At 44.6% G+C, this 17,734-nt stretch carries 20 protein-coding genes and 1 pseudogene; 6 read left to right on the forward strand and 15 right to left on the reverse strand.

Annotation, left to right across the window (positions count from 1 at the left end; all coding sequences use genetic code 11):
• Window positions 1-6: 6 nt before the first annotated feature.
• The 5 genes from BDD39_RS08495 to BDD39_RS08515 all read right to left on the reverse strand — a co-directional run bounded on the left by BDD39_RS08495 (window position 7) and on the right by BDD39_RS08515 (window position 4,495).
• Complete coding sequence (locus tag BDD39_RS08495) at window positions 7-990, reverse strand: YpdA family putative bacillithiol disulfide reductase (protein WP_166909818.1); 984 nt, start codon at window positions 988-990, stop codon at window positions 7-9.
• Window positions 991-1,077: 87 nt separating this feature from the next.
• Window positions 1,078-2,355, reverse strand: a complete 1,278-nt coding sequence (locus BDD39_RS08500; RefSeq protein ID WP_166909820.1) for a Glu/Leu/Phe/Val family dehydrogenase — start codon at window positions 2,353-2,355, stop codon at window positions 1,078-1,080.
• Window positions 2,356-2,603: 248 nt separating this feature from the next.
• Window positions 2,604-3,194, reverse strand: a complete 591-nt coding sequence (locus BDD39_RS08505; protein ID WP_166909822.1) for a genetic competence negative regulator — start codon at window positions 3,192-3,194, stop codon at window positions 2,604-2,606.
• 106 nt (window positions 3,195-3,300) lie between these two features.
• Entirely contained in the window at window positions 3,301-4,086 is a 786-nt protein-coding gene (locus BDD39_RS08510; protein ID WP_208404361.1) for a metallophosphoesterase, read from the reverse strand.
• Window positions 4,087-4,117: 31 nt separating this feature from the next.
• Window positions 4,118-4,495: a hypothetical protein gene (locus BDD39_RS08515; protein WP_166909824.1), complete on the reverse strand. Its 378-nt coding sequence runs from the start codon at window positions 4,493-4,495 to the stop codon at window positions 4,118-4,120.
• Between the two features lie 107 nt (window positions 4,496-4,602).
• Here BDD39_RS08515 and BDD39_RS08520 point away from each other — a divergent pair, with 107 nt between their 5' ends.
• From BDD39_RS08520 to BDD39_RS08530, 3 genes are read left to right on the forward strand one after another with little or no spacing between them, the layout of a single operon-like run.
• Window positions 4,603-4,833 carry a spore coat associated protein CotJA gene (locus BDD39_RS08520; protein WP_166909827.1) on the forward strand — a complete coding sequence of 77 codons (231 nt, stop codon included), beginning with the start codon at window positions 4,603-4,605 and terminating at the stop codon, window positions 4,831-4,833.
• Window positions 4,830-5,090: a spore coat protein CotJB gene (locus BDD39_RS08525; protein ID WP_166909829.1), complete on the forward strand. Its 261-nt coding sequence runs from the start codon at window positions 4,830-4,832 to the stop codon at window positions 5,088-5,090. The genes BDD39_RS08520 and BDD39_RS08525 overlap by 4 nt, the downstream gene beginning before the upstream one ends.
• Before the next feature lie 33 nt (window positions 5,091-5,123).
• On the forward strand, window positions 5,124-5,693 hold the full coding sequence (locus BDD39_RS08530; protein ID WP_166909831.1) for a manganese catalase family protein: 570 nt from the start codon (window positions 5,124-5,126) through the stop codon (window positions 5,691-5,693).
• 28 nt (window positions 5,694-5,721) lie between these two features.
• Here BDD39_RS08530 and BDD39_RS08535 read toward each other — a convergent pair whose 3' ends face one another.
• The 5 genes from BDD39_RS08535 to BDD39_RS08555 form a co-directional block, all read right to left on the reverse strand.
• Entirely contained in the window at window positions 5,722-6,171 is a 450-nt protein-coding gene (locus tag BDD39_RS08535; protein WP_166909833.1) for a YpbF family protein, read from the reverse strand.
• A 94-nt stretch (window positions 6,172-6,265) separates the two neighbouring features.
• Window positions 6,266-6,856, reverse strand: coding sequence for a LysM peptidoglycan-binding domain-containing protein (locus BDD39_RS08540; protein WP_166909835.1), 591 nt, complete (start codon window positions 6,854-6,856; stop codon window positions 6,266-6,268).
• Complete coding sequence (locus BDD39_RS08545) at window positions 6,853-7,455, reverse strand: CPBP family intramembrane glutamic endopeptidase (protein WP_166909837.1); 603 nt, start codon at window positions 7,453-7,455, stop codon at window positions 6,853-6,855. The genes BDD39_RS08540 and BDD39_RS08545 overlap by 4 nt, the downstream gene beginning before the upstream one ends.
• A gap of 16 nt (window positions 7,456-7,471) precedes the next feature.
• Window positions 7,472-8,965, reverse strand: a complete 1,494-nt coding sequence (locus BDD39_RS08550) for a RecQ family ATP-dependent DNA helicase (RefSeq protein ID WP_166909839.1) — start codon at window positions 8,963-8,965, stop codon at window positions 7,472-7,474.
• Window positions 8,959-10,011 carry a YpbB family protein gene (locus tag BDD39_RS08555; RefSeq protein WP_166909841.1) on the reverse strand — a complete coding sequence of 351 codons (1,053 nt, stop codon included), beginning with the start codon at window positions 10,009-10,011 and terminating at the stop codon, window positions 8,959-8,961. The genes BDD39_RS08550 and BDD39_RS08555 overlap by 7 nt, the downstream gene beginning before the upstream one ends.
• A gap of 245 nt (window positions 10,012-10,256) precedes the next feature.
• Between BDD39_RS08555 and BDD39_RS08560 the strand changes: the two genes are divergently transcribed.
• The 3 genes from BDD39_RS08560 (at window position 10,257) to serA (ending at window position 13,002) form a co-directional block, all read left to right on the forward strand.
• Window positions 10,257-10,505: a ferredoxin gene (locus BDD39_RS08560; protein WP_166909843.1), complete on the forward strand. Its 249-nt coding sequence runs from the start codon at window positions 10,257-10,259 to the stop codon at window positions 10,503-10,505.
• A gap of 238 nt (window positions 10,506-10,743) precedes the next feature.
• On the forward strand, window positions 10,744-11,247 hold the full coding sequence (locus tag BDD39_RS08565; protein ID WP_166909845.1) for an inorganic diphosphatase: 504 nt from the start codon (window positions 10,744-10,746) through the stop codon (window positions 11,245-11,247).
• A gap of 180 nt (window positions 11,248-11,427) precedes the next feature.
• Complete coding sequence (gene serA, locus BDD39_RS08570; RefSeq protein ID WP_166909847.1) at window positions 11,428-13,002, forward strand: phosphoglycerate dehydrogenase; 1,575 nt, start codon at window positions 11,428-11,430, stop codon at window positions 13,000-13,002.
• Window positions 13,003-13,054: 52 nt separating this feature from the next.
• On the opposite strand, the gene BDD39_RS08575 is transcribed toward serA, so the two are convergent.
• From BDD39_RS08575 to BDD39_RS08600, 5 genes and pseudogenes are all read right to left on the reverse strand, one after another.
• Window positions 13,055-13,867 (reverse strand): histidinol-phosphatase, encoded by an 813-nt coding sequence (locus tag BDD39_RS08575; protein ID WP_166909849.1) that lies wholly within the window; start codon window positions 13,865-13,867, stop codon window positions 13,055-13,057.
• A 1,419-nt stretch (window positions 13,868-15,286) separates the two neighbouring features.
• Window positions 15,287-15,820 (reverse strand): annotated as a pseudogene (gene sigX / locus BDD39_RS16425) (RNA polymerase sigma factor SigX); the annotation flags it as partial.
• A 124-nt stretch (window positions 15,821-15,944) separates the two neighbouring features.
• Window positions 15,945-16,661 carry an AIR synthase related protein gene (locus BDD39_RS08590; RefSeq protein ID WP_166909853.1) on the reverse strand — a complete coding sequence of 239 codons (717 nt, stop codon included), beginning with the start codon at window positions 16,659-16,661 and terminating at the stop codon, window positions 15,945-15,947.
• Window positions 16,654-17,151 (reverse strand): ECF transporter S component, encoded by a 498-nt coding sequence (locus tag BDD39_RS08595; RefSeq protein WP_166909856.1) that lies wholly within the window; start codon window positions 17,149-17,151, stop codon window positions 16,654-16,656. The genes BDD39_RS08590 and BDD39_RS08595 overlap by 8 nt, the downstream gene beginning before the upstream one ends.
• Window positions 17,148-17,723, reverse strand: a complete 576-nt coding sequence (locus BDD39_RS08600) for a cob(I)yrinic acid a,c-diamide adenosyltransferase (protein WP_166909858.1) — start codon at window positions 17,721-17,723, stop codon at window positions 17,148-17,150. Before BDD39_RS08600 ends, BDD39_RS08595 begins: the two co-directional genes overlap by 4 nt.
• Between the last annotated feature and the right edge of the window lie 11 nt (window positions 17,724-17,734).

Here is a 17,734-nt window from a genome sequence, read left to right on the forward strand (position 1 = left end):
CTTCTATTATTGCCGTTTTTCCTCTTCCCGTTTTACAATGCAGGCAGCAATTTGTCCGCCGTGAAAGCGACCGTTTTCAATAAAAATTTCATTGGCATCATTTCCTGCCGCAATAACGCCTGCGATAAAAATGCCGCGCACATTCGTTTCCATCGTTTCTGGATTGTAAAGCGGCCGCCCCGTTTCAGGGTCGACTTCCACTCCCATTTTTTTCAAAAACTCATGGTCAGGATGATATCCTGTCATCGCAAAGACAAAATCATTTTTTATTTTTTTGATTTCGCCTCCTACTTCATAAACGACGGCATTCTCCGTAATTTCTTTTACATGGGCGTTAAACTCCATTTTAATAATGCCTTTGCGTACTAGCGAGTCAAATTCCGGCAAAATCCATGGTTTAATGCTTGGCGAGTATCCACTCCCCCGGTACAACACCGTGACGCGAGCTCCTGCTCTGACAAGTTCTAGCGCCGCATCCACACTGGAGTTTTTTCCGCCAATGACGACACAATCGGTGTTGTAATACGGGTGCGCTTCTTTAAAATAGTGCATTACTTTTGGTAAATCTTCTCCCGGTATGTTCATATAGTTTGGGTGATCATAATATCCGGTCGCAACAATGACATATTCGGCACGATATTGTCCTTTTGTCGTTTGAACAAGAAATGTTCCATCATCTTGTTTTTTTACTTGTTCCACTTTTTCAAACGTTTGTACACGCACTTGTTTTCTCGTAACTACTTCGCGATAATAAGCGAGCGCTTGGTTGCGCTTTGGCTTTGGATTTTCGGTAATAAACGGCACTCCGCCGATTTCGAGGCGGTCGCTCGTGCTAAAAAAGGTTTGATGGGTTGGAAATCGATAAATGGAATGGACAATATTCCCTTTTTCTATCACTAACGGACGATAACCGACATCTTGCAAAGCGATTGCCGCAGCAAGCCCGCAAGGCCCTCCGCCGACAATAATAATTTTTTCTTCTTTCGCCATGCCCTTCACTCCTTTAATATCAAAAAAATCCCCTATCATATGATAGGGGATTTTTTGGCGTGTTGTAAATAAGTTAATTTGTCCTTTTTATACCCAGCCGCGGAAACGGCACGCTTCCGCCATTTTGCGGACGCCGACCATATAAGCGGCCAAGCGCATATCAACGCGGCGTGTTTGCGCCATTTCATATACGTTATTGAACGCTTTCACCATTACTTTTTCTAACCGTTCTTCCACTTCTTCTTCTGTCCAATAATATCCTTGGTTGTTTTGCACCCATTCGAAATACGAGACCGTTACGCCGCCCGCGCTCGCTAATACGTCCGGAACAAGCAAAATGCCGCGTTTTGTTAAAATTTCCGTCGCCTCTAGCGTCGTCGGGCCGTTTGCCGCTTCCACGACAATGCTTGCTTTAATATTTGGTGCATTCTCTTCCGTAATTTGGTTTTCAATCGCTGCTGGCACTAAAATATCGCAGTCGAGCTCCAACAACTCTTTATTTGTAATCGTATTTTTAAACAATTTTGTTACCGTTCCAAAGCTGTCGCGGCGCTCCAATAAATAATCGATATCTAAACCGTTTGGGTCATAAAGCGCTCCATATACATCGGAAATACCGATGACTTTTGCGCCAGCATCATGCATGAATTTCGCTAAAAAGCTGCCCGCATTTCCAAAGCCTTGGATGACGACGCGGGCGCCTTTTAAATCAATGCCGCGTTTTTTCGCCGCTTCACGAATGCAGATCGTAACCCCTTTTGCTGTCGCTGTTTCACGACCGTGCGATCCACCTAGCACTAGCGGTTTTCCTGTAATAAATCCAGGAGAGTTAAATTCGTCAATACGGCTATATTCGTCCATCATCCATGCCATAATTTGCGAGTTCGTAAAGACATCTGGAGCAGGAATATCTTTTGTCGGACCAACGATTTGGCTAATCGCGCGCACATAGCCGCGGCTTAACCGCTCCAATTCACGGAATGACATCGTACGCGGATCACAGACAATTCCGCCTTTCCCACCGCCATACGGCAAATCGACAATGCCACATTTTAGGCTCATCCAAATAGATAGCGCTTTCACTTCGCGCTCCGTTACGTTAGGATGGAAGCGAACGCCCCCCTTAGTTGGACCAACCGCATCGTTATGCTGGGCGCGGTAGCCGGTAAAAATTTTGACGGTACCGTCATCCATGCGGACCGGAATTCTTACTGTCAGCATGCGAATCGGTTCTTTAAGCAACTCGTATACTTCTTCCGGATATCCCAGCTTTTCCAGAGCTCTATGTATAACGATTTGCGTTGCTGCTAATACATCATATTCTTTTTGTTCTTTTTCTTCGCTGGTATGCTTATCGGCTACCATACGTAAACCTCCTATAAGCTCGCAATGATATGATATTGTCGCCTTTCATGTCATAGTATACACCTTATTACTATTTATGCAAAGAAAAAAAAATAAAATGGCAAACGATTTATGACTATTTATAACCATTTACATTTTTTTTATGTTTATATGCTAGTTTTTCCTTATTGTATATTGATTTTTCTTGCCTTTTAACACCCCCATAAAAAACCAGACTCCTTGTCCACATAGAGGAGTCTGGTCGTGCGTTAACGTGCCGGAAAATAATGAACGAGTTGTTCAATCGCTCGATGCTCGATTAGTTTTTTACCATATTCTTGCACACGATGTATCGTTATCGTCGAAGGGCTACCGAACTCCGCCAGTAAAGCGATAAAATTATCGACCGGAATTGGAGGTTCTTCCGCAACATGCAAGTAGAACCGGTTTTGGTAAGAATAGAGGGTTCCGTCTAAGCAACCGATTGCATATAGACGATGAGCAAGCTGAATGACATCTTCAAATGTTTGAAATTCGTAAAATATATCATCGCTCTCATCGAGCGTTACTTGCATTTCAATGTAATCGTCGGCAAATTCTTCCTCCATTTCATCGTATTCGCCCTCGCTTGTTACGATAACAACCATCCCCTGTGCCGGTAAAGAGTATACTTCCACTGCGATCGACCCGTTTACTTCAAAGCCAAGCTCTTCGCTTGCCTCCTCAATCATCTCCCGAAATAATTGATGAACTTTAAACGTATCTTTCCATAAATCGTCTTTCGTTAAACCGCGATCCATTAAATCATCAAACGTAAGGAAAATTTTAATTTTATTGTGGGTTAAGCGTTCAAGACGCATCAACACCCCTCCTTACCTACACAGCCATCTCTTATGTTTATTGTATGAAACAATTCATAAATGGTTCGTTTGTTATTATTAATGAGTTTACATCGTTTGCAGTCATTTAGACAAGCATTTTTTCTTTATCTTCTTCTTTCCTTGAACGAATGGTGATCAAATTCGTTTCCGCCGGCGCTCCAAGGCGAAGCGGAATGGTTGTCGTTCCGTATCCGTTACTGACATAAACAGCGGTGCCGTTCACGCTTTTTAAACCGCCTTTTTCATAGAGTCCAAACGAAAAGAAACGAATTTGCCCTCCATGCGTATGACCGCTGATCACAAGCGAAATACGATGTTCAGGACGAAGGCGCCCGACAATTTTTGGATTATGCGAAGCAAGGATGCGGAATGCCTCCTCATCCACCCCCTGAAGCGCTTTGTCTAGCCTTGCACGCCGTTTGCTCATATCCTCTACTCCAATGAGAGCAAGCTTCTCTCCGTCAGGGGATTGCAACATAACAGCACTATTTTCCAATATATGCACTCCCTCCTCCACTAAAAGCGAGCGCAAATCATATTCCGCTTCGTAATCATTATTTCCCCAAATAAAATAAACCGGTCCAATCATTTTTAAACGGCGGATATTTTCCTTGACGCGCGCGGCGGGCACCCCTTTTTCCGTAAGGTCCCCGCCAACTAAAACAATATCCGCCTTTCCTTTTATTTCCTTCACAATTTTTTTCGCCAATATTCGCCGATGAAGATCAGAAATAAAAAAAATGGAAAACGCCCGAAAACTACTTGGAAACTGGGGAAAGGTCAATTCAATGCGAACAACACGGTTTCGATGCGCTTCCCACCACATATAAGCCAATATGCAGATAAAAACAAAAAAGGCGACCCAAACCAATATATAATGCCCCCTATAAGTTTCGATTATGCTACCGAGAACGATCCAAATTCACCGATATCATACCATAAATCAAAGAGAAAATAAAAAATAAAGCAGTTAGCCTCACTTCCCATTGAAATAGCCAATAAAAGCTTCCCATCCCTCCGCAGCAAACAAACCATTCCATCCAACGCACCCGCTTTCGCCGCAAGCAGAAAACAATTCCTTCGATGACGGTGCGAATCACCACCGCATTTGCCAAAAAGCCAATAAAAAAGCAAGTCAGCGCCAAAAACGTCCGCAAAGGATTAAAAATAAGCTCGGTGGTAAAACGGGTGAAATCAAACGGAGTCAATGGCGGCATCCAATGAATCATTAAATATCCCGCAAAAAATCCGACAGCAATACAAAACAGATGAAACCACATCCTGTTTCCTCCCTTTTTTCTTACATGTATTCACCGAAAAAGGGAGTCATGAATAAAACGTAATGGTCATAAATATAGACTGAAACTCTGCCAAAAGGAGGTTTCTTATGTTTACAACCCGAAAGCAATACGAACCTTATGTAAGCCCATTTGACCCTTGCCCGCCAATCCGCGTCAAAACATATGTCACCGCTCCAAACCAATATGTCGGATTTCAGCCGCCTAACTTGCCACAATTTCCTTTGCATGAAGCATTGAGAAAAGGAACCCTCTGGAAAATTTTTTATGATCCATATTACGGTCCCTATGAAATGAAAACCAAAGGTGAGCCGCTATGAGACAAGTACCAAACGAATATTATGAACTGTTAGAGCAGCTGCAAGCGGTTGATTTTGCCCTTGTCGATCTCACGTTATATCTGGATACTCATCCTACCGATTACCAAGCCATTCAGCAATTTAATCAGCTCGCCCAAAAACGGAAACAATTAAAGAAACAATTCGAATCCGCTTACGGCCCGCTGCAGCAATATGGAAACAGTTATTCCAACTACCCGTGGAACTGGAATGATTGCCCATGGCCTTGGCAAGTGTAACAGAGCGACATCGTATAAAGGGAGGAAAGGGCGATGTGGATTTATGAAAAAAAATTGCAATATCCTGTTCGTGTCAGCACGTGCAACCCGAAATTGGCAAAATATTTAATTGAGCAATATGGCGGGGCAGACGGAGAACTTGCCGCTGCGCTTCGTTATTTAAACCAACGTTATACGATCCCTGATAAGGTCATTGGGCTGCTTACTGATATCGGAACGGAAGAGTTTGCCCATTTGGAAATGATCGCGACCATGGTGTACAAACTAACGAAAGATGCCACTCCCGAACAATTGAAAGAGGCGGGGCTTGACGCGCACTATGTCGATCACGAACGCGCTTTATTTTATCATAATGCCGCGGGCGTTCCGTTTACAGCAACATACATTCAGGCGAAAGGAGACCCGATTACCGATTTATACGAAGACATTGCGGCGGAGGAAAAAGCGCGGGCAACTTACCAATGGATTATTAATATGAGCGATGACCCGGATTTAAACGACGGACTCCGCTTTTTGCGCGAGCGGGAAATCATCCACGCCCAACGCTTCCGTGAAGCAGTAGAAATTTTAAAAGAAGAGCGCGACCAGAAAAAATTTTTCTAACCCGGCAATAGCTGAATGGGAGTGCCATTCAGCTATTTTCATAATATAAATTAATATCGTACTCCTTTTTCATGATTTCAAACAGTTTATGGCGCTCCTTCCATTGCTGTTCTTCTTTCCATAAATCAGCGCTTTTTTGGATGATTTCACAGCGAAGGGAATGAAATTCCGCCTCTGCTTTATCACATTTTCTTTTGTAGTATACAATCGCCCAATACGCAGAAAACAGCAACAACAATATATACAAGTGCACCGTTTTTCCAAAAAACCCGTCGATAAACTCCTTCCATGTGCCGCTTGGAAAAATCAGCGCAAATAAAACATAAATGAAAAAGATCGCAAATCCTCCGAAAGTGACGACCTGCAAGGAAAGAACGTTTTTCTTCAGCCGTTCCCATTTTTGCTTTTTTTCAATCACTCCAAGCAGCATTTGCCTTGTCACTTCATCGATCGGCAGATGCTCGAGAAACTTTCCCATCTTTCCATCCCCTTGTTTTTTCCTCCACCCTTTCTATTTATAAACGTATGTACGAGCCCGCTTCATTAGAACGAAAAAACACGTGCTTATCCCTCTATTTTTTCACATCGATTGCCGGAATTTGCAATACTTGTCCTTGATGAAGCTGAGCATTTTGTAAATGATTCCATTTTTTTATGATTTCCATTCCTCGATCGCTCCGATAATATTTCATCGCAATGCTGTATAGCGTTTCGTTTCCCTGCACGACATGTGTGATCACTTTTTGCCCCTTTGCGGAAGCAACATCCTCTTTTTTGTGCACACTTAATTTAGAGTGATGCTGTTTTTGCCCATTTGTTTCGCTTGATTTTGTCTCAACCTTTTCTTCAACAGGAGCGATGTCGATCGGTTCATAGCTGTCCGTGTCGCTGCGGGTGACAACCGTCACAATCTTTGAATCTCGATTTGCATAATAAATGCTTAACATCGAAATCGGCAGCAAAATGAAAAACAGTACTAACAAACGTATGAGCGGATACTTCAGCTTCCACTTCTTTTTCTTTTCCCGCTTTTTTGACTTCTTCCGCCGATGCACCTCGCTGCGTGGTGGAAGCGATAGCCCTTCCTCTTTTGCCGGCTTATTTTTTTGCTGCACTAATTCCCGCAATGCTTCTGCTTGGTCTTCGATACGCTGCTGGCTCACTCCTGATTACCCCCGTTTTGTTTCCTTTCGCGCACATAATCGAGACGAATATCTACCGCTAAAATAAAATCGATCAGAAAGTGGGCAAAAATCGTTACCCACAGGCTATTGGTCCACTCATAAATAGATCCAAGAAAAAAGCTTAATAGTACTACCATGATAAACAAAAACCATTTCTCTAAATAACGGATGTGCAGCAAAGCAAATACCGTGCTGGCAATAAACAAGCCAAAATGCGTCTGGATGACGCCGCGGAACAGCCATTCTTCACTAAAAGCGATCAATAAACATAAAAAAAAGATATGCGGAATCGAGCGGCTTTGGAAAATTCTTTCATTAATTCCCCCGTCATCATACCATTGATCCGGCAGATAGCGCATCGCCAAAAAATCAACGGCTAATACGAGGAGAGCGCTCCCTCCGCCATAGGTGAACACCGTAGCAGCATCAAACTGCCAGATACGCCGCAATGTCGAAAAATCAAAAAGAAAAAAAGCGATAATGACAGATATAACGATCAATAATAATTGTGTCAAGTATAAATGGATAAGCACTTCGCGGTCGCTCATCATTTGAATTTGTTCACTTTGCCGTTTCATCATTGCTACTCCTCGCTTAAAAGAACAGGCGTTGTAATTCGTCTCTCCAGCCCAAAATGCGGATAGGACGTTTTTCTTCCGTGCGCAAGTAGGCGTCTAATTTCAGCCCGCAACAATCACAGCAGCGGTCTGGCTTTTCCGTTAGTGTCTGCCCGAAAGTTTGAACAATTGCCTCCCGCCGGCAAGAACGGCGAAAAAGCCATGTTTCCATTTCTTGTAGTTTTTTTCGTTTCCATTGCCTGCGCAACTCAATGTGCTTTGTTACTTTTTCGTATAGGCTGGCGGCTTCTTGTTTGTTGAGCAGTCGTGCGGAAGAAAAGGCTCCTTCCTTTTCCAAAAAGTACATAAGAATCCGTTTCTGCACGTCCGTAAATGAACAAGCGTCCATCCACTGCTCTACATCATCACGATCAACGCCATTTAATAACCGCTCGCATAATTGTTTCACCTGCGCGTCGTCCGGCAATTCCGCTTCCATTAGAGATTGTACCATGCCCTCGTCCCCATTGGTATATAATAAAATCGCAACACTTTTTTTCCCGTCGCGTCCCGCCCTGCCAATTTCCTGAAGGTATGCTTCCATTTGGCCGGGCATATGAAAATGGATGACGAAGCGGATATTTTCCTTATTGACTCCCATGCCAAACGCATTCGTGCAGCATACAATATCTAATTGGTCGCGTAAAAACTGCTGCTGCACGAGCATCCGCTGTTCGGCATCCATGCCTCCATGATAATACGCCACCCGCTCAATTCCTCCTTGCCGCAGCTTATGCGCCATCGTTTCCGCCCATTGCCTGCTCGAGAAATAAATGATCCCAGGACCTTGAAGAAGCTTGACATAATCCAGCAACCGGCTTACTTTCTCGGAAAGCGAATTCGCTTTTTCCACCTTGATGGCAATATTCGGACGGTCAACAGAATGAATATGGCGGCGCAACGGAGAAAGCTGCAAAATATGGATAATATCATTCATCACCTCAGGCGGCGCTGTAGCTGTCAACGCAAGACAAGGCGGCGACCCGAGTTGCCGCCGGATTTCCCCTAACTTTAAAAAATCAGGGCGAAAATCGTACCCCCACTGAGAAATGCAGTGAGCTTCATCGACGACAAATAAGGAAATGGGGGTATGCGTTAGAGCGGCAAGCAGGCGCTCCGACTGCAGCATCTCCGGAGAGACATAAATAAAGCGAAATTGATGAAGCCGCTCAAGCGCCCTCCACTTCTCCTTTGCTTCTAAAAAACTATTGAACGCAATAACCTGCTTTTCACCGCGCTGCCGAAGCTGCTGCACTTGATCTTCCATGAGCGAAACAAGCGGGGAAATGATTAATACACTACCCGTCAACAAATAGGCCGGCAGCTGATAGCAGAGCGATTTTCCCCCGCCCGTCGGCAGCATCGCCAACACATCATACCCGCGCAAAATGTCCTCGATAATCTCCCGCTGTCCTTTGCGAAACGAGGAATATCCGAACTTTTCCCGAAGCAATTGCGTTAATGTCACCACATTTTCCCTTCCTTTGCCAATACAAGGCGGATTTCAAAATAGCTGACATCATCATCGATCGCATCGCGAATCAACTTTAACTTGCGAGTCCGTAATTTTCGGGCTGTTTCCACAATTTTTGCCGCCTTTTTTTCATGTACAAACGGTTCGATCGAAAACTGCGGAATATTAGCCGCAATCTCCACCACATGATCTTCAATCGTATTCTGTTTTAAACGGCGCAGCCGCGCGATTTCCGCAATCGATTTTCCATGCAATAGCCATTCATACGTTTTTTGCGCAGACAGCGTCAATGGCACCGGCAATGATAATCCATCCATCATTTCATATAAGATGGAGGAACGTTTCGCCTCCGCTGCTGCCATCATATAATGGAGCACGTTTTGGAATTGAAACCGAACGTATAGCGGATCTGTTTGCAAGTACGAAGCAATTTGCTCGTTCGTCCAGCCAATTCGCTCAAAACTCGTCAAACGCAAGGTAAACACCGTCGCCTCTTCCTCGGAAACGGCATCAAGCAGGCGGTACATTTCTTCATAAAGCAATTCCGCCAGTTTCCGCACCGTTCTTCGCTGTGAGAATAAATAACGCTTCACCCACATCAACGTTTTTTCATGACGGTGGATCGGTTCAAAACGGGTATGATGAAGAATGTTCGATACCGTTTGCACAAGCAAAGACAAACGGTACCAAAACCATTTTTCCGAAGCATGATACCGCCATCCATTAAGATGCGTAGGAAAAAATGTTCGCTGCAGCTGCTCATCGAGCCATCTTTTTCCGGCTTCTGTCAATAAATAAGAGCGGTTTTGTACAGGGATAATCCAGCCGTTTTCTAACAACAACCGTGCTGCTGTCTCGACCTCGCTGAGCGTAATATCCTTCCATACGCCAAAAAACGGTTCAAGCTGAAACCATTTACTGTCCTGCAACGTTTGCGCCGATTTTTTTCCGGAAAATAAGTGATAGACCGCCGCCAACGATCTTTCACCGTTGAAGCGGCGCAGACAAAACAATAGCAAAAACGCAGCATATCCGTCTCTCATGCCAGCTGCTCCTTTATGCAAACACTTTCGTCTACATTCATTGTAACAAAAATACCCGCCCTGTTTCGCGCATAAAGTTTTTCCGTTTCGAGTAAACAATGTTTATATGTTTAAAAATACAGATGTAACATTTTTATGTTGAAAAGTTGCCAAAACAGCCTTATTATAAAATTGAAGTTCATTTCCGAGTATGTAACACGGAGATGACTCGTCCGTTTCAAATAGAACTTAGGGAGGTTTTTATCATGCCAAAATATACGATTGTGGATAAAGAAACATGTATTGCCTGCGGGGCGTGCGGTGCGGCGGCTCCAGACATTTACGACTACGATGAAGACGGCATCGCCTATGTTACTTTAGACGATAACCAAGGCATCGTAGAAGTTCCGGAAATTCTGATCGACGACATGATGGACGCCTTTGAAGGCTGCCCAACCGAATCGATTAAAGTTGCCGATGAGCCATTTGACGGAGACCCAAATAAATTTGAATAATGAACAAACACCCTCTTGCCAAAAAACGCAAGAGGGATTTATTTATTTCCTATCAATCAATAAAATTCAGTTAGATGTATAAATATGCCGTAACATTAACGAGTATGCAGAAGATATTTACCAATCATAGATAAATCCACATTCATGATGTTTGCGAATTGCCTATCTCTGTAGTTGCTACCCTTTACCATCTATTCTATAATAGAAACGCATACATAATTTAAAGGAGGAACGTGTTGTGGCATTCGAAAATAAAGTGGTTGAAGCATTTATCGAAATTCCGACAGGAAGCCAAAACAAGTACGAATTTGACAAAGAACGGGGCATTTTCAAACTAGACCGCGTCCTGTACTCGCCGATGTTTTATCCAGCAGAATACGGATATTTGCAAAACACGCTCGCTTTAGACGGCGACCCGCTCGATATTTTAGTCATCACCACCAACCCAACGTTCCCTGGCTGCGTCATTGACACGCGTGTCATCGGTTATTTAAACATGATCGACAGCGGCGAAGAAGACGCAAAGCTGATCGGCGTTCCGGTTGAAGATCCTCGTTTTGACGAAGTTCGCAGCATTGAAGACCTTCCGCAACATAAATTAAAAGAAATCGCCCATTTCTTTGAACGCTATAAAGATTTGCAAGGAAAACGGACGGAAATCGGCGCATGGGAAGGGCCGGAAGCCGCTGCGAAATTAATTGAAGAATGCATTGCCCGCTACAACGAACAAAAAAATAAATAATGGAAACAGCGCTCAAGTCTCCATAATGGCTTGGGCGTTTTTATTAAGTAAAATCCGAACATTCAATGGTAAAAACGTTTACATTGGTATGACTTCTTTTCATCACATTGACAGAAAGCGTTTTAATATGTTAAATTATCAGAAATTTAAAATTCCTGAATAAGAAAGGAGCACATCGACGTGTTTCGCATTTTAGTTTCCGACGCAATTAGCGAAGAAGGATTAACCCCACTACGAAAATCCGAACAAATGGAAATCGTGCAAAAAAAGGTCAGCGAAGCGGAAGCAGAGCTGCATCAGTTTGACGCCTTGCTCGTCCGCAGCGCGACAAAGGTGACAGAAGAACTGCTTTCGAAAATGACAAATTTAAAAATTATTGGCCGCGCCGGCGTAGGAGTAGACAATATTGATGTGGAAGCAGCGACGAAACGCGGAATTGTCGTCATTAATGCACCAAACGGAAATACGATTTCCGCCGCCGAACACACCTTTGCGATGATGGCTGCGCTCGTGCGCCATATTCCGCAAGCTCATATTTCGGTCAAATCAAGGGAATGGAATCGCTCCGCGTTTGTTGGAACAGAACTGCAAGGAAAACATTTAGGCATTATCGGATTCGGCCGCATCGGCTCCGAAGTGGCGAAACGCGCACGCGCTTTTGGCATGACCGTGCATGTATATGATCCGTTTTTAACGAAGGAGCGGGCGGAAAAGCTCGGCGTATCGATTCATACGCTCGATGAAGTACTGGCTTGCTCCGACATTATTACCGTGCATACTCCGCTGACAAAAGAAACGAAAGGGCTTCTTGGCGAGAAAAATTTAGCAAAAACAAAAAAAGGCGTATACCTCATCAACTGTGCCCGCGGCGGCATTATTGACGAACAGGCGCTCATTCCATTTTTGCAAAACGGCCATGTGGCAGGAGTAGCCCTCGATGTATTTGAGCAAGAACCGCCAGGCGACCATCCGTTGTTGAAATTTGATAATGTGATTGTCACTCCTCATCTTGGCGCTTCCACGGTAGAAGCGCAGTTAAATGTCGCTACCCAAGTCGCTGAGGAGATATTGCAGTTTTTTGAAGGAAAACCGGTTACATCTTCTATTAATCTTCCAGCTTTGTCCAAAGACGTATACGACAAAATTCAAGCATTCTATCATCTAGCGAAAAAAATGGGAATGATAGCCTCTCAATATATGAACATTCCGGTTCAAGAACTGTCCGTTACGTATGCAGGAACCGTCGCTGATTTAGAAACAACCTACATCACGCGCAGTCTGCTCGCTGGTTTTTTGCGTCCGCGTGTCGCTTCGACCGTCAACGAAGTAAATGCTACGATGATCGCTAAAGAGCGAGGCATTACGTACGGGGAAAAATTTTCCGATGAAACACATGGCTATGCCAACTGCATCTCCCTTACCGTCCATGGCGAAAATAAAACGTTTACGATCAAAGGTTCACACATTCCAAACTACGGCGACCGCATCGTTCACTTTGACGGATTTGCGATTGACTTTGCGCCGGAAGGCCATCTCCTTTACATCCAGCATCAAGACCGACCGGGTATGATCGGAAAAGTCGGAAACGTGCTCGGCGAACATCAAGTAAACATCGCCACCATGCAAGTCGGACGGCAAGAAGCAGGTGGCAAAGCGATCATGCTGCTTTCGTTAGATAAGCCAATTGATGATGCCGTGACGCAAAAATTAACGGAAATCGAAGATATTGACGCCGTAAAAAGATTAGAAGTGTAAAGCAAAAAAGGAATGGGCACGCCCCATTCCTTTTTTTGCGCGGCCACCGCTTTTATCCTAGCGGCACCGCTTTTCGCTCTCCTTTATGAAACGTCATCAACTCCGTATAGCCGACGCTTCTCGCAAGCGCAATCGCCTTGTCGTAATCCGCGCCTACATGTTCAGGAACATGCGCATCCGAGGAAAGCACAATCGGAATGCCTTTATCATAGCACATTTGCAATAACCGTTGATCCGGATATAGCTCGCCGACCGGCTTGCGGAGCCCAGCCGTGCTGATTTCAACGCATGTTTTCGAGTTTGCTAGTGCAGTTGTCGCACGATCATATTGCTCTAGCAAAAATTCTTCATCTTCCGGAACATATTTGAATATTTTGACCAAATCAAGATGGCCGACAATATCAAATAAGTTGGACTCGGCCAAGGTGACAACTTGATCAAAATATTTGCGGTATGTATCGTACAGGTCGCGTCGTTCCCACTCTTGGCGATACTCTGCCAGGTCAATGCCAAAATCATCGACCCAATGAATCGAACCGATCACATAGTCAAACTCGTAAGACCGAATAAATTGGGCCATTTCTTCATGTTTTCCCGGCGTATAGTCCATTTCGATCGACATTTTTACGTCAATTCCAGCATCCCACGCTTCATGGAACAGCCGGACATAGTCAGCCATATCGTAATAACGGCGTGCGTCAACCCATGGATTGGATAAAATATTTTTTGTTTGGTAAAAATGGTAGGCATGTTCCGATATGCCGAAATGCTGGATCCCCTTTCTTGCTGCTTCATCGGTAAATTGCCGTAAATAGTCGAGGGTCAGCGTCCCCCGCTCCAGATGATTATGGTAATCGGTTAACATATTTCTCTCTCCTCCCACTGCGCGTTTCTATCATTATATCGCATCAAAATGGGGGAGGACAACGATTTTGCGAATTTTCACACGTCATCCCGTCAGCCCAACCATAAATAGCAATCGAATACAAACAGCCATTCCTGCCACAACAAGCAAACGTCTCAGCACATCTTCCATCATTCATTCCTCCATTTCGTTATCGTTTCGCCATATATGTATTATGTGAAAAATGCGGCAAATAGAACATTGCGGATGCTACATTAACAAAACTGTAATAAAAAACGTTTATCGTGCAGATGCATACACCATAATCGGATTGGGGCCAACGGGCACCGCAATTTTTTTCTCAAACATATATGGGCCAATTCGTTTGACGCCCCCGCCTTTAAAGGTGACGGTGTGAAAGCCAAACTCTTTTGCCGTAAGCAAAATCGCCTCCATCATCCATTGAATCGATGGCAATTCATTTAGCTTGGAATCTTCCGTAAACTCGATCACGACATTATCGTGCTGCATGCTCACCTTCTTAATGTGAACTCCTTTTGGAACAGTGGAGCGCAACGGCCCATCGCCGTCTTTTTTCATTTGTTTTAATGCCTCTAAAAACGTCGGAACATGCTGCGGTGATGGAACAAGAAATACAGGATGCGTCGGACCAGGCCGATATAAATAATACACCCGCTTCTTATGCGGAATTTCCAACGCCTTCACATATCCTATATGATGAAGCGCCATTCCTTCCTTCTTTTCGGTAAAAAAGCAGACTTTCTTTCCGCCCATCCAGCGAATCGTTTCTTCAATACTGGCGAGAAACATCGACTCACTTGTGGATCCTTCGGAAAAAATGGGATGTTGTTTTGGCACGCGAACCAACCAGACCTTGCTTTCACGAGAAGGCGCGATCGTGACGCCATCAAGCAGCCGCTTGGATACCCCCCATTTTTGTTCGTCAATTTTTGATGTGGCCATTTCGAGCTGCTCAGCCGCTGGTTCATATTTTTTTACTGGAACGCTAATAGGGATGATAATGTGCGATTGTTGATCAGGGACCCCTACGACGGCAATATCTTGATCATTCAATGCTTCTTTTGTCACAATGCGCGATAAAGACGAATCGCGCTCCTCCGCAGATAAAAGCGTTTGGCTCTCCTTCGCCGGCTGTTTTGCCTGTAACGTTATCATATGCTGATCTAACTTCTCGGTTCTTTTTTCTGAATGTTGTGTCAATGGAAGGCTAGGCGCATAGATCGCCGTCACCAACATCACCGCAACGACGGAAATCAACGATGGAAGAAACCAAGATTTCCGGCGTGCCGTTTTTCTTGCTTCGATTAATTGTTGATATATTTCTTCCTTCGAACGATGGTCTTTAATCATCGGCATCTGCTGTAGCGCATGCTCAAGGCATTCATCATTCCACCGAAACTTTTTCACGCTGCTCCCCCCTTTCTCCATCTCTTCTTCCATATACTTTTTCAACACTTTCAACGCCCGGTGCTGCGTCGTTTTGACTTTGCTTTCCGTCCATCCTAACGCTTCTGCTGTTTCGGTAATGGATAACGATTGAATAAAGCGAAGCACGATGACAAGCTGCTGATCGATCGTACAGCGTTCTAAACAACGATACAGCAGCTGAATCTCCTCTTTTTGAATCGCAATTTCCTCCGGTAGCGGCTGTACATCGCAAAGCTGCTCCTCGTCCCAATCCAAATTTCCCGATATTTTGCGCCGCCGGCTTTTTTGTTTGCGAAAAAAATCGATTGCCACATGGCGCGCAATCGACAACAGCCATGTTTTTTCGCTGCTTTCTCCCTTAAACCGTTTATATGAACGCAATACTTTTATGTATACTTCCTGAACGAGATCTTCCGCCTGTTCGCGATTTCTCACCATATAAAATAGGAAATTAAAAATGTCATGATGATACTTCTCATACAACTCCTCAAAGACGGAGTCCATCCTTTCTCCTCCCATTCTACTCCATTTGTCGCCGCGACAAATGGATTCGTTACAACCATCTTAAAATTTCCTCGCAAAAAAAGGAAGTAAAAAAAGGAAGAATATTTACAGAATATTCTTCCTTTTATTCATCGAATTGAAGCGGAAAAAATAAATCCTTGGCAAGCTTTTTGACTTCCCCTTCTACACAAGGATGGTAACTAATTAATATAGAGGTAGACGGACCTGAGGATGCAAAAAGCGGCAGAGCGCAGGAACATGATGAAAAAGCTAGCCCGTTTGCCTGCAGCAGTTGCTGCAGTTCGTAATAAATCCCTTTCGATCCGATTGGTACAATCTCATAAATATGCGGTTGCTTTAATAATTGCGAAAATAACGCGAGCGGGACAATTCGCTCTTTCCGCTTCAACACTTCATCCCCAACAAGCGGCTCCCCGATGACGGCAAATTTCGCTCCTTTTGGTGTGATGGCGATCCGTTTTTTGTCTCTTTCAATGGTGCCAATCGCCGTAACGCCAACGGCAGATTGGATGGTAGAAAAATTCGACTCGCTGCTTCCCGTTATCGGGATGTCTATCCGCAGCTCCTCACACGTTTGACGAATGCCGCGGCAGAGAAGTTCCCATGCTTGATCAGCGACGAAATTTTGCAAAACGATGGCATACGGTTCCGCTCCCACACTTAATAGCTCCATGAAAGCGACGCGCGCCGCAAAATAAGCAACGATATCATATGGAACATTTACGAGATCTTTCTCCTTTTCTCCAATGGCCGCCGAGCCGTCGGCGGCAACCACAAGCTCCATCCCATTGGCAAACGGTACAAACAATACATCACGCATAAGGCACCTTCTCCGCTTCCTTCGTTACCCTTTTCACCAGCACGGGAGTGACGACAGCAGCAATGGCAAGATTCGCAGCGGTAGCGATCGCTAAAGCAGGAATAATCGCCATCACAAACGCTTTTCCCATCCATAACGCAAACGGAAGCGGTGATAAAAATGCATTTCCGACAAAGAAGGCAAAAAAGGCCGTCTTTTTCCATTTGCGGCGATATAAGATGGCAAATCCGAAGACGAGTGCGGCCATTTCGCCGGCGACGAGCAGATGAAATGGCCCGAGCGGAAATCCGGCAAAAAACGCGGAAATCATGTGGCCAAATGCGGCGACAAGCGCCCCGGGACCGGCGCCAAGCAGAGCCGCGGCAACAAGCGCCGGGGCGCTATCTAACGCAATGCTGCCGACAGATGTCGGCAGCTTTAATAGCGAGCCGATGACCGATAAACTAAGGAAAACAATTGCGGTCGCAAATCGTTTTCTACCTTCTATCATTGTTTCTCCTCCCGATCGCGAAACACAATGGCGCTTCGTTCATATTCGACGTCTTTTACTCCTAAACGCGCGTTAATGACGCGGGCAACAGCAAAAAAGTAATCGGATAAGCGGTTCACATACTGCAATACAATTTCATTAATCGGCTCCGCTTTGCTCAATGAGACGATGCACCGTTCCGCTCTTCTTGTTACCGTGCGGGCAACATGAAGCGCCGCTGCTGCAGGAGAACCACCAGGCAAAATAAACTTTTCGAGCGGCGGTGCTTCTTTCACATATTCATCGATGCGTGTTTCTAAAAATGTCACCATATCCGCTGTTACTTTATATGGAAGTTTCCCATTCACAATAGCCAAATCGCCGCCGCAATCAAATAATTCATGTTGAATTTTTTGCAGCTCTGTATATATATCTTGAAACTTCTCATCATGTAGCAACGTCATCGCCTGTCCGACAAATGAATTGACTTCATCGAGCGTTCCATACGCTTCGACGCGCAAATGATCTTTATCCACCCGTCCGCCAATTAAACTTGTTTTTCCTTTATCCCCGGTTCTTGTATATAGTCTCATATCGTTTCTCC

This window comes from Saccharococcus thermophilus (genome assembly GCF_011761475.1).
In the GTDB taxonomy this organism is placed as follows: domain Bacteria; phylum Bacillota; class Bacilli; order Bacillales; family Anoxybacillaceae; genus Saccharococcus; species Saccharococcus thermophilus.